We start from the raw sequence: 12,321 nt of genomic DNA on the forward strand, positions 1-12,321 counted from the left end.
TATTAACTATTAACTATTAACTATTAACTATTAACTATTAACTATTAACTATTAAGAGAAAAAAAGTTCGATCGAGGGGGCTTGTATTTCGATACTATTAAGTAAAAATTCTTGCAGAGTAAGCATTTCCTTTAAAAAATGATCATCAGGATGATCCCATCCTAACAGATGCAAAAAACCATGACTAGCTAACCATACTAATTCTACCTTTAAAGAGTGTCCTTGTTTTTGGGCTTGTTTTTGTGCCGTTTCCACAGAAATAATAATATCTCCTAAACAAATTGAATCGAGAAAATCTGTATCAGGGAAGTCGGTTTCTAAGGCGGCAAAGGATAACACATCAGTAGGCTGATTTTTCTGACGATATTGCTGATTTAAACTTTGAATTTCTTGATCATCCGTAAGTATTAAACTTATCTCATAGGTTTTTTCATCATCTAGGTCTAATTCTAACAGGCTTAACCATTTTTCTAGCCAATTTTGCCACTCTGATTGATTAATGGGAGATTCTTGGTTACGATCGAAAAAGTATAAGTCTTCTAAATAAAAATCGGTGTTATATTGTTTCATGAAACTAAATAGCTATATTTGCCCTGTCTCTATCTTAAATATATCGAACTTTTGGGCAAAATATAGGATAAAATACTTAACAAAAGGCAAAATATAAGGGAATCATCAATAAATGAGAGAGAAAATTACTACCCTCAAAAAAAATTTAGCACAGACGATCGTAGGGAAAGAAGATGCGATAACATTAGTATTAGTTGCCTTATTAAGCAATGGTCATGCTTTACTAGAAGATGTACCCGGAGTAGGTAAAACCTTATTAGCTAAGTCTTTGGCTCGATCGATTAACGGTAAATTTCAACGTATTCAATGTACTCCCGACTTATTGCCTAGTGACGTTACAGGTACAAATATCTGGAATCCTAACACCAGAGAATTTGAATTTTTAGCAGGACCTGCATTTGCTAATATTTTACTAACGGATGAGATAAATAGAGCAACCCCTCGTACTCAATCTTCCTTATTAGAAGTTATGGAAGAAAAACAGATTACCATTGATGGCGTTGCTCGTTTTGTGCCGTCTCCCTTCTTTGTGATTGCCACTCAAAACCCCGTTGAATATCAGGGTACATTCCCCCTTCCAGAAGCCCAAATGGATAGGTTTACCATCTCCTTTAGCTTAGGTTATCCTTCCTTTGAAGAAGAAGTGCAAATGTTAGAAAGACAACTGGATTCTACCACTGTGAATGAACTTTCTCCCTGTATTTCTTTAGAAGAAGTAAAAGAGTTACAAACACAGGTTGCTCAAGTTAAGGTTAGTAGTGAGCTACAAAAATATATTGTTAATTTAGTCTCTGCCTCAAGGAGTGATGATGAAATTACTTTAGGAGTTAGCCCTCGTGGTACGATCGCACTGCAAAAAGCGAGTCAATCACTGGCATATTTAGAAGGTAGAGACTATGTGATTCCCGATGATATTAAATATTTAGCGCCTAGTGTTTTATGTCATCGTTTAATTCCCTCTGGTGGTAGAAATGCTAGAGTTATCGTAACTCGTCTTTTGAATACGATCGAAATTGAATGAAGAATGAAGAATGGAGAATGGAGAATGGAGAATTGTTGTTAATCAATAACCCAGCGTGTAATGAATTACACGCCTAATAGCTACCGTCTGCTAAAGCGACTATTCATTATTCACTTTTCCCTTTTCCTTTTTCCCTCTTCCCTACCTTCATCAAAATACTATGAGGCAACACCCAATTAAATTATGAGTATCAAAAAACTACCTGATAACGTCATTAAATTAATTGCGGCAGGAGAAGTCATTGATTCTTTTACCGCCGTTGTGAGGGAATTAGTCGAAAATAGTTTGGATGCCAAAGCCAGTCGCATTGTTATTTCCCTTTATCCTGAGTCATGGAGTTTGCAAGTCGCAGATAACGGTGAAGGGATGGAAGAAGAAGATTTATTGATGGCGATTCAACCCCATACCACTAGCAAAATTACTTCCACCGATGATTTAACTAAAATTCATACCCTCGGTTTTCGGGGAGAGGCTTTACATAGTATCGCGCAGTTAGCTGACTTAAATATCACCAGTCGAGTTAAGGATAGTTGCGGTTGGGAGATGATTACCCATCAAACGCAGGTAATAAAATGTTATCCCAAAGCCATCGCCGTTGGTACTATTATTCATGTTAGTAATTTATTTGGCAATATTCCCCTCAGAAGGCAAGTTAATCCAGAGTTTAAAAAACAACTTAAATCTATTTCAATTTTGATTTCAGAATTAGCTTTATGTCATCCCCTTGTGACTTGGCAATTGTTTGTGGATGATAAACTTATTTTCCATATTAGTGGTAATAATAATCTCACTAAAATTTTTCCTCAACTGTTAAAAACTGTCAAATATTCAGACTTAGAAGAAAGAGATATTACCTTAAATACTCCCTATGAAAATAATCTTTCTTCCCTTAAATTAGTCTTAGGAATGCCCGATCGAGTTTCCCGTCCTCGCAACGATTGGGTTAAAATAGGAGTAAATGGTAGAGTCGTCAAATGTCCTGAATTAGAGTCTCCTATTTATAGTACTTTTCATCGTACCCTACCGCGCGATCGTTATCCCTTAATCTTCATACACTTACAAACATCTCCTCGACAAATTGACTGGAATCGTCACCCTGCCAAAGCCGAAATTTACTTAGATAATGTGGACTTTTGGCAAGAAACTATTAAGGAAAATATCGAACAAATTTTTAAACTTACTGATAACAATTTATCCACTAAATTCGAAAATAAAAGAGTGGAAAAGATATTCAAAGTAGCAGAAAATAAAGCTATTTATAATGTTGATAATTTACCTCAAGAAATAGAAGAAAATCAAGATAATTTAGGGTTAATTAATTTACAAGTAATCGCCCAAGCTAGAAATACTTATATTGTAGCAGAACATTCCGAAGGAATTTGGTTAATAGAACAACACATTGCCCATGAAAGAATACTCTATGAAAATCTCAAAAATCAATGGCAAATAGTTAACTTAGAAAATCCCATTATTTTAAATAAATTACTTCCTAAACAAGTAGAAAATTTAGGTAATTTAACTTTAGATATAGATTGTTTTGGCGAAGATTTATGGGCAATTAGAAGCATCCCTTCAGCCTTATTAAATAGGGCAGATTGTTTAGATGCTTTAATAGAATTAAGTTGGGGAGGTGATATAGATTCCGCCCAAGTTTCGATCGCTTGTCGTACTGCAATTCGTAATGGTACAAAATTGACTATAAAACAGATGCAAAATATAGTAAACGATTGGAAAATGACAAAAAATCCTCATACTTGTCCCCATGGGCGACCAATTTATTTATCATTAGAAGAGTCATCTTTATATCGTTTTTTCCGCCGTCATTGGGTATTAGGAAAAAGTCACGGTATCGAAACCCCTAAAGAATCAAAAAAATGAATCAAGCAGTAAAAATTATTGTTTCTGGTAAAGTTCAAGGTGTAAGTTTTCGGTTATATACTAGAAATAAAGCCAGAGAATTAGGAATAGATGGATATGTATATAATTTGGAAAATGGCTCTGTGGAAATCATAGCACAAGGAGAAAAAAGTAAATTAAATGAACTGATTAACTGGTGTTATTCGGGTTCACCTTCTGCGATTGTTACAGATGTAAAAGTTGAATTTTTAAATGAATTAAACTTAGCTTTACAAGATTTTAATATTCGTTATTAATACACTTTTATAGAAAATATATAGCAATCAGGAATGATTTGTGAGAAATAAATTATCAACCAAAAATGTTGAAGATACCATCACTATTCCCTTTTCCCTCTTCCCTCTTCCCTTTTAGGATAAGAAATTCTCATAACTGATAACTGACTGCTATATTTAAAATAATTAATCCGTCTGTTATCATCCTGTAGCGAAGTATTTTAGTGCTTAATTGATCAAAAATGGTGGGCTTTTTGCTCACCCTACATTGAAAATAAATATAATTGAAGATGAAATTTGAATGGGATGAGAATAAACGTCAAATCAATATTACTAAGCATGGTATTGATTTTATTGATGCTCAAAAAATATTTGATTATGATACAGTTACAATAGAAGACGATCGATTTAATTATGGTGAACAAAGATTTATTGCCATTGGCTTGTTAAATGGTAAAACTATTGTGGTTGTTTACACAGAAATAGGTAATAAAATTAGAATTTATCAGCACGAAAGGCTACAAAAAATGAGCAACGAATCTACTTCAATGAAATCTATGACTGATTGGGAAAAACTAGAATCAATGACTGATGAGGATATTGATTTTTCTGATTGTCATGAAATTACCCCAGAAATGGCAAAAAATGCTGTCATTAAACGTGGTTTAAAATCTTCTGAAAAACAATCTTTAACTCTTTTTCTTGATGCTGAAATTATCCATTGGTATAAACAAAATGAAGTTGCTCATCAAATAGAAATTAATAATTTATTGAGGACATATATTAAAAATAATTAATTCGTCTTTTCTCATTGTACAATAATATTGTTTTCAAGTTTCAAACTATCTTTGACTCAATCATGAATTTAGTACCAAGTTTAAGCCCCGAAGAAGAAGAATTAAAGAGGAAACAAGCTGAATTAGAGGCTTTGGAGTCTGAGTTAATTCAAAAAGAGTTAGAATTAAGAACTTTTGAGGGGGAGTTACATAGTTTTGAACGAGAATATGCTCAAATTATCGGTAGTCGTTACACGGAATTAGAGCAAATACAGGCTCAAATTAACGAGTATATGGCTTATTTGGAGTCTTCAAGGAATTTTAAGCCGTCTGATAGTCTGAAAAAGTTATATCGAGAAGTTGCTAAACGTATTCATCCTGATTTAGTTACTGATGAGGAAGAAAAAGCCCGTCGTCAAGATTTGATGATAATGGCAAATGAGGCTTATGAGCAAGGAAATGAGGATAAGTTACGGGAAATTTTGGCTAATTGGGAAATTAGTCCAGAATCGGTTAAGGGTGAAGGTATTGCGATCGAACTCATCAAAATTATTCGTAAAATTGCTCAATGTCGTTCTCGCATAGGTGCGATCGTATCTGAAATAGAAGCATTAACACAAACGGACTTGTATGAGTTAAAATCACAGGTGGATAGAGCAAAAGAAAACGGAAAGGATTTATTAGCAGAAATGGCGTTACATCTTGACGAAGAAATTGCGAAGGCTCAAGAAAGTTTAAAAGAATTGAAAGAAAAATTAGGAGTTTAAAAGATGACTAATCAAGATAAAAATAATGATAATTTAACTCCTTCTAATCAAGGAAAAATCAATAAGTATTCTTCAGATTTGATTAAAAAAGGTTTAGATTTAGCTCGATCGCTAGAAAAACCACAAGAAACTCCTGAATCTTGGAGATTAAAAGGAAATGATTTTTTACATTCTGGTTTATTTGAAGAAGCCTTAAAATGTTATGAAAATGCCGTCAAACTTGACCCTAATTACTCTCTAGCGTGGAATAATAAGGGTACTGTTTTTGGGCGCTTAGAAAAATATCAAGAAGCATTAAACTGTTATAACAAAGCAGTAGAAACAGATCCTACGAATGATTTAGCTTGGAAAAATAGAGGGAAAGTATTGAGTCAACAATTCCAATGTTATGAAGACGCAATTTATAGTTATCAACAGGTATTGAAAATCAATCCAGATGATAGTGACTCTTGGTTGCTATTGGGTAGAGATTGGGAAAAAATGAGGAATTTTGAGAACGCATTAGAAAGTTATAATCAAGCATTACAAATCAAAGAAAATGATTGGCGCGTTTGGATGGCTTGTGGTCTTCTTCATTTTCAAATGAATAATTATAAGGAAGCAATTCTTTGTTTCGATAATTTTATTCAATTAAAACCAAAAGACCAGAACTTAATCAGTGATGTTAATATATGGCAATTACATGGTTCAATATTATATGAGTTACAACACTACGAGGAAGCTATAAGCAGTTTTGATAAATGTTTAAAATATTTGGAACGTCAACCAGATACAAAAATTGCAGGTTTAGCTTGGTTTTACAAAGGACAGGCTTTTCTTGATTTACGATTATATAAAAACGCACTTATTTGCTATGACAATGCTTTGATCTATGATCCCAATGATATTGTTATTTGGAATAACAGAGGTAGTATATTAGAGGAGATGGAAAATTACCAAGAAGCTATTAATAGTTACCAGAAAGCCTTAGAAATCGATCCCAATTATGAATTGACTATTAATAATAGCTTGAGACTTTTTGAAAAATTGAATGAAATTATAGAGTCACAAAAAGATGACTTAACAAAGAAAAATTGGAAATGTATAGCAACTTCAACTTATTTTAAAGATAGATTTTTAAAATACAAATTTTCCGATAAATATGCTGTTGCCGATCTCGAACTAAGTCCTAATGGTAAATTTTTAGTTGCTATTGATACAAGAGGACTTCTGTGCATCTGGAACTTAGAAGAAAAAAGAAAAGTAAAAGACATCGATTTTAGTATCAAAGATAAAATTCAGAATTTAATCAATAATCAACCTTACTGTTATTTTAAAGATCGTTTTTATTATTCTTACAAGAAAAAATTTAATTATGTTCAAGAATGTTATTTAGAAAAATTACTAGATAAATCGAAGATTTCTGATTTATCTTTTGATCAAATCAATGAAATTATTGATTTACTTGGAGATCAGTGTTATAGATTAGCTATTAGTTCCGATAATAATTATTTATTTGGAATTAATGGATATTCTATCAAAACATGGAATCTTAATTCAGGAGAATTATTATCTTGCATAGAGAAAGAATATAATGACATTGCTTTTAATTTGCACCAATATTTAGCGATAATTCCTTCTGTTTATGGTTTAAGTGTTTGGAATTTATTAACAGGAAAAATAGAAAAAAAATTAAATATAAATTCTCAGTTTGAAAATCATTTATGTTACACTAATTTTTTGCAACTTAGCGAAGATGAAAATTATATTTCATGTAATTTCAGTATTTTTCTTGATAATATATTAAAAGTTACTGAATGTATATCAGGAGAATTTGAGCTAGGGTTATTATCAACCAAAGGTCAAAATTTTGTTAGTTTTATTAACTTTATTAAATCTCAATCTTTTAAATCACTTAAAGAATTGGCTCTTGATCATTTATTCAATTACTTAAAATTATCTGAGGTTATAATTACATGGGATATTAATACTGGAGAATTATTGTTTGTAAAAGAAAATAAAACTAAATTTAGTGGAGGAAATAGTTTATTCGTAAATATTCATTCTAATAGAAAGCAAGTTCTTAATGGCTTTTCTTCTAAGTCTAGTTCGTATTCTCTACAGATTATTAACGCTCAGTCTTCTGAAATTATTAATAGTATAAATATTTCTGCTCCCGCTGTTAATTTTGAAATTAAATTATTAGATGAATTAATCTTTATTTTTGATAATGATAAACGAAAATCAACGGATGGAGTATATATTTATAACTTTAAAAATAATGATATTCAATTTCAATTAGATAGTAACACTGATATTTTTAGCAATAATATTATTGATAAAGAAACGAAATCGATTATAGTTGGTTGTGCTGATTCAACTATTAAAATTTGGAATTATTTAACAGGTGATATACTCAGTTTAAATTCTCACCATAACAGTTATATATCAACACTTTCTAATCTAGTTTGTCAAAATCTTTTTGCGAGTAGTGGAGATGATAGAATTATAAAACTTTGGAAATACTAAATTGAAAATATTATGATTCAAGTTATCAAAGCTATTTTTAATGGTGAAGTTTTTGAACCATCATCACCAGTTAATTTCAAACTAAATACGGAAGTTGAAATCACCATTGAACAAGAAAATCAAGAAAATGATGAGCTAACTTACACTTTTTTAAAAACTGCTAAAAATCTTAGTATAGATGCCCCTGCCGATTTTTCAGAAAATATTGATAGTTATTTATATATGCAACATTAAAACAAATCAGAATGTGAACCCGTGCGAACTAGAAAAAGATGAGTCTCTGTAATTTTATAGATTAAAAGCCAATCTGGTTCAATATGACAATCTCGATAACTTTTCCAATTACCAGTTAAAGCATGATCTTTATACTTTATTTCTAATGGTTGATTATCCAATAATTTATCAATAACAATTTTAAGTTTTTCGATATTTTTACCACGCTTTTGTAAACGTTTAATATCTTTCTTAAAAGTATTTTCAAAAATTGGTATTAACATTAAATTCCTAATTGATTATAAAGATCATTTTTATTTGTACAAATAGTTAAATTTTCTTCTTCTTCAATATTGATAATTGCTTGTTTAGTTTCCTCATTAAAATCATCAATATTATAATTTCCTTCTTCAATATATTTTTCCCTCTGGGCTTCGGCTAAAAGTTCTTTTAGATGTTTTTTTATGTAAATAGCGAGAATATTTTGTTCATCTTCAGAAAGTCGTGAAATTTCCTTAACAGTCTCTTTTATTAATATTGTCATCAACTTAAATTATCTTTTTTAGAGTTTGAACTAATTTTTATGATAAGATTATTAATCTAATCTGTATAGATTTTCATTCAGAACAAATATACGATGAAAAGTCCACAAGGAAGATCGATCTTTATAATCTACAGAAAAAAGATTGAAAAAATTGGAGGAATTAAAATGAATAATCATTACAGTATCGTGATTCAATGGAGTGAACAAGATAACTGTTATTTAGCTGATTTTCCTTTTCAAGAATTTCATACCCATAATAACTCGTAAACGATTAAACGAATTTATCGAAAAATATCCAGAAGCGAAAATTGCTTTGACTAAAGGTGTTAAAAATCGCTACTTCGATCGACTAAAAAAAGATCAAAAAACAATCTTTAACTCTTTTTCTTGATGATAAAATTGTTAATTGGTATAAACAAAATAAAGTTTATCATCAAATATAAATGAATAGAAGATTGAGAAAATTTATTAAAAATAATTAAGATAAAATGCCCATTTGCACTAAATCTGTCAAAGTTTTTTCGGCTTCTTCTTCATCAATAATATTTAAAGCAAAACCCACATGAACTACAACATAATTATCTATTTTTACATCAGGGGTATAGGCAAAACTAACCTCTTTTAGGATACCCCCAAAACTGACTTTCCCTTTTTTTGCAAAGGGATTTTCTCCTTCAATAGTGACGACTTTACCCGGTATAGCTAAACACATAATTAAGAATTAGGTTAAATAAAAACTGTTTTGCTGTCTTAAGAAAAATTTATCATACTTAAAGAAACAAAATTATTAATGTTAATTAAAGTAACTAATTATGATTATATGTTAAATTTGTGATTTAGTCTCAAATTACTGACCTAGAATTAAGTAATAAAAGACCATATTAACTATTAGGGGTTATTTTCCGAATCAGAAAGGGAAATAAAAGAGTAAGAAATGCCTAAAACAATGTTAAAGCCTCCATCGGAAAAGGCTAATGCAGGGGATAAACGTCTCAAAGTCTTAGATATAACTATCAAACGCAATCAACATCGTCAAGATGCACTTATTGAAATTTTACATAAAGCACAATCTTCCTTCGGTTATTTAGAAGAAGAAGTCTTAATCTATATTGCGCATCAACTCAAGTTGCCTTTAAGTCAAGTATTCGGAGTCGCTACCTTCTATCATCTTTTCTCCCTCAAACCTTCAGGGGCGCATAACTGCGTAGTGTGTTTAGGTACAGCTTGTTATGTTAAAGGTTCAGCCGAATTACTAGACAAATTAGCACAAGAGGTAAATTTGCATGAAGGAGAAACAACTCCAGACGGCAAAGTTTCCTTAATGACGGCTCGTTGTATTGGAGCGTGTGGTCTAGCACCTGCGGCGGTTTATGACGGGAAAGTGTGCGGAAAACAAACTTCAGAGGCGGTATTAGCACAAGTTAAACAGTGGCTGGAAAATAATGAGGAATGAGGAATGAAGGACAATATTATTAAACAAAAATCTTTTGATTTCGCCTTAAGAATTATTAAATTATCTCAGTATTTAAAGGAGGAGAAAAAAGAATATATTTTAAGTAAACAAATTTTACGAAGTGGTACTTCTATTGGCGCAATGATTAGTAGATTAGAGTATGTAGAGGATGACACTGATTTTATTGAGACGTTAAATATAGCTATTAAAAATACTAATCATTCTTTATATTGGCTAAAGCTATTACATACATCTAATTACTTGAATGATAAAGGATTTACCTCTATTTATGCTGATTTAATAGAAATAAAAAAAATCTTAGTTTCTATTAGTAAAACTGCTAAAAATAATCATTCCTCATTCCTCATTAATTAACATATTTTTTATCACAGGAGAATTTTATGGAGCTAAGTAGATTAGAATATATCGCAGAAGAAACCATCGCTAAACGTAAAGCCATAAGGATTTTATGCTGTGGTGCGGCTAGTTGTAAATCTTCGGGTTCAGAGTCTATAATTAATGAGTTAAAAAGTTCGATCGAAGCTCAAGGGTTACAGGATGAAGTAGAGATCGTCCCTGTAGGTTGCATGAAGTTTTGCGGTAGAGGTCCTTTAGTAGAGATTGCCCCTCTTAACCTATTATACGAGAATGTGCGCCCCGAAGATGCAAGTTCGATCGTCTCTGCCTTAAAAGGAGAAGGGGAGGCGAGTGCGCCTTTGGGTGACTATAAACATCCCTTCTTTGCTTTGCAAATGCCCATTGTTTTAGAAAATAGCGGAAAAATCAACCCTGAAAGCATCGAAGAATATATTGCCGTAGGTGGCTATCAACAGCTATACCGTGCCTTGCACGAAATGACACCCCAAGAGGTAGTTAGGGAAGTCGTCACCAGTGGCTTACGAGGCAGAGGTGGTGGTGGTTATCCTACGGGCTTAAAATGGGCTACGGTGGCAAAAATGCCTAGTGAACAAAAGTACATTGTTTGTAATGCAGACGAAGGTGATCCAGGTGCTTTCATGGATCGTAGTGTACTTGAAAGTGATCCGCATCGGATTATTGAAGGTATGGCGATCGCAGGTTATGCAGTGGGAGCAAATCAAGGTTACATCTACGTTAGAGCCGAATATCCTCTGGCGATCGCACGGTTACAAAAAGCCATTCAACAGGCGAAAAGACAAGACTTGATAGGCACACAAATATTTAACAGCCTGTTTGACTTCAAGATTGATATTAGAGTGGGTGCGGGGGCGTTTGTCTGTGGTGAGGAGACAGCCTTAATCGCTTCCATCGAAGGAGACAGAGGCAACCCTCGCCCTCGCCCTCCCTATCCTGCCCAATCGGGGTTATGGGGATGCCCAACTTTAATCAACAACGTGGAAACCTACGCCAACATCGTACCAATTATCAGGGAAGGAGGAGCATGGTATGCTAACATTGGCACAGAAAAAAGCAAAGGTACAAAAGTATTCGCCCTCACTGGTAAGGTAAACAACACAGGCTTAATCGAAGTGCCGATGGGTACAACTATTCGCCAAATTGTGGAAGAAATGGGAGGAGGAGTGCCTAATAATAATGAAATCAAAGCCGTACAAACAGGTGGTCCTTCGGGGGGTTGTATTCCTTATCAATATTTTGATACACCCGTAGATTATGAATCCCTGAAGGAATTAGGTACTATTATGGGATCAGGAGGCTTGATAGTCATAGATGAAGATACTAATATGGTAGCCCTTGCCCGATTTTATATGGAATTTTGTCGGGGGGAAACCTGCGGAAAATGTATCCCCTGTCGTACGGGTACAGTGCAACTATATCAAATGTTGACTAAAATTCTCAACGGTGAAGCCACCGAAGCGGATATAGGCAAATTAGAGCAATTATCCCACATGGTGAAAGCCACCAGTTTATGTGGTTTAGGGCAAACTGCACCCAATCCCGTATTAAGTACATTACACTACTTTAAAGAGGAATATTTACAACTACTCAAATAACCTTAGGGTGGGCATTGCCCACCATTCTTCCGTTTTAAATCAACAATTATGGCTCTCCTACTTTAAGTATGATAAATTATGTCTAAAAAAAGGTGTCAGGTATTAGGTTAAATTCAAACTGTTAATTTATAACAATTGGATTTTTAAAATAATCAAAGCTATAGAAATTTCAATTAATATTTACATATTAACTATAAAAATCTGTCATTCCGAGCGATAGCGAAGGAATCTCAAACCATTAGACATCTCCAGAAATAAAAAATTAAATCAATTTAGATATTGAAATCGTTAAATTAATATAGTTTATCGTCATTTTCAATCGGGTAAAAATAATTATTGGAGAAGT

The 12,321-nt window shown here is 32.6% G+C and carries 14 protein-coding genes and 1 pseudogene; 11 read left to right on the top strand and 4 right to left on the bottom strand.

Annotated elements, in window-relative coordinates:
• Nucleotides 1–51 precede the first annotated feature (51 nt).
• A complete protein-coding gene (gene ybeY / locus ACN4EE_RS19625) occupies nucleotides 52–570 on the bottom strand; it encodes an rRNA maturation RNase YbeY (protein WP_431708184.1) in 519 nt (172 codons plus the stop codon).
• 112 nt (nucleotides 571–682) lie between these two features.
• On the opposite strand from ybeY, the gene ACN4EE_RS19630 reads away from it, so the two are divergent.
• The 8 genes and pseudogenes from ACN4EE_RS19630 (at nucleotide 683) to ACN4EE_RS19665 (ending at nucleotide 8,008) form a co-directional block, all read left to right on the top strand.
• Complete coding sequence (locus ACN4EE_RS19630) at nucleotides 683–1,591, top strand: AAA family ATPase (protein WP_431708185.1); 909 nt, start codon at nucleotides 683–685, stop codon at nucleotides 1,589–1,591.
• 183 nt (nucleotides 1,592–1,774) lie between these two features.
• Entirely contained in the window at nucleotides 1,775–3,469 is a 1,695-nt protein-coding gene (mutL, locus tag ACN4EE_RS19635) for a DNA mismatch repair endonuclease MutL (protein WP_431708186.1), read from the top strand.
• Complete coding sequence (locus ACN4EE_RS19640; RefSeq protein ID WP_431708187.1) at nucleotides 3,466–3,744, top strand: acylphosphatase; 279 nt, start codon at nucleotides 3,466–3,468, stop codon at nucleotides 3,742–3,744. The genes mutL and ACN4EE_RS19640 overlap by 4 nt, the downstream gene beginning before the upstream one ends.
• Before the next feature lie 269 nt (nucleotides 3,745–4,013).
• Nucleotides 4,014–4,288 (top strand): annotated as a pseudogene (locus ACN4EE_RS19645) (BrnT family toxin).
• Nucleotides 4,281–4,520 carry a BrnA antitoxin family protein gene (locus ACN4EE_RS19650; protein ID WP_431708188.1) on the top strand — a complete coding sequence of 80 codons (240 nt, stop codon included), beginning with the start codon at nucleotides 4,281–4,283 and terminating at the stop codon, nucleotides 4,518–4,520. Before ACN4EE_RS19645 ends, ACN4EE_RS19650 begins: the two are co-directional and overlap by 8 nt.
• A 62-nt stretch (nucleotides 4,521–4,582) precedes the next feature.
• Complete coding sequence (locus ACN4EE_RS19655) at nucleotides 4,583–5,266, top strand: J domain-containing protein (RefSeq protein ID WP_431708189.1); 684 nt, start codon at nucleotides 4,583–4,585, stop codon at nucleotides 5,264–5,266.
• 3 nt (nucleotides 5,267–5,269) lie between these two features.
• A complete protein-coding gene (locus ACN4EE_RS19660) occupies nucleotides 5,270–7,774 on the top strand; it encodes a tetratricopeptide repeat protein (RefSeq protein ID WP_431708191.1) in 2,505 nt (834 codons plus the stop codon).
• A gap of 12 nt (nucleotides 7,775–7,786) precedes the next feature.
• On the top strand, nucleotides 7,787–8,008 hold the full coding sequence (locus ACN4EE_RS19665; protein WP_431708192.1) for an antitoxin AF2212-like protein: 222 nt from the start codon (nucleotides 7,787–7,789) through the stop codon (nucleotides 8,006–8,008).
• On the opposite strand, the gene ACN4EE_RS19670 is transcribed toward ACN4EE_RS19665, so the two are convergent.
• The 3 genes from ACN4EE_RS19670 to ACN4EE_RS19680 form a co-directional block, all read right to left on the bottom strand.
• Nucleotides 8,005–8,271, bottom strand: a complete 267-nt coding sequence (locus tag ACN4EE_RS19670) for a type II toxin-antitoxin system YafQ family toxin (protein ID WP_431708193.1) — start codon at nucleotides 8,269–8,271, stop codon at nucleotides 8,005–8,007. The two genes, ACN4EE_RS19665 and ACN4EE_RS19670, sit on opposite strands and share 4 nt — an antisense overlap.
• Nucleotides 8,271–8,531, bottom strand: a complete 261-nt coding sequence (locus tag ACN4EE_RS19675; RefSeq protein WP_431708194.1) for a hypothetical protein — start codon at nucleotides 8,529–8,531, stop codon at nucleotides 8,271–8,273. Before ACN4EE_RS19675 ends, ACN4EE_RS19670 begins: the two co-directional genes overlap by 1 nt.
• A 478-nt stretch (nucleotides 8,532–9,009) precedes the next feature.
• Nucleotides 9,010–9,243 (bottom strand): HypC/HybG/HupF family hydrogenase formation chaperone, encoded by a 234-nt coding sequence (locus ACN4EE_RS19680; RefSeq protein WP_431708195.1) that lies wholly within the window; start codon nucleotides 9,241–9,243, stop codon nucleotides 9,010–9,012.
• A gap of 222 nt (nucleotides 9,244–9,465) precedes the next feature.
• On the opposite strand from ACN4EE_RS19680, the gene hoxE reads away from it, so the two are divergent.
• From hoxE to ACN4EE_RS19695, 3 genes are read left to right on the top strand one after another with little or no spacing between them, the layout of a single operon-like run.
• Nucleotides 9,466–9,984, top strand: a complete 519-nt coding sequence (gene hoxE / locus ACN4EE_RS19685; protein ID WP_431708197.1) for a bidirectional hydrogenase complex protein HoxE — start codon at nucleotides 9,466–9,468, stop codon at nucleotides 9,982–9,984.
• Nucleotides 9,985–9,987: 3 nt separating this feature from the next.
• Nucleotides 9,988–10,359 (top strand): four helix bundle protein, encoded by a 372-nt coding sequence (locus tag ACN4EE_RS19690; protein ID WP_431708198.1) that lies wholly within the window; start codon nucleotides 9,988–9,990, stop codon nucleotides 10,357–10,359.
• A 26-nt stretch (nucleotides 10,360–10,385) separates the two neighbouring features.
• The gene (locus ACN4EE_RS19695) at nucleotides 10,386–11,975 is read left to right on the top strand and encodes an NADH-ubiquinone oxidoreductase-F iron-sulfur binding region domain-containing protein (protein WP_431708199.1); all 1,590 of its coding nucleotides are present in this window, start codon (nucleotides 10,386–10,388) and stop codon (nucleotides 11,973–11,975) included.
• The last annotated feature ends 346 nt before the right edge of the window (nucleotides 11,976–12,321 follow it).

It is taken from the genome of Geminocystis sp. CENA526 (assembly GCF_050753365.1).
Classification (GTDB): domain Bacteria; phylum Cyanobacteriota; class Cyanobacteriia; order Cyanobacteriales; family Cyanobacteriaceae; genus Geminocystis.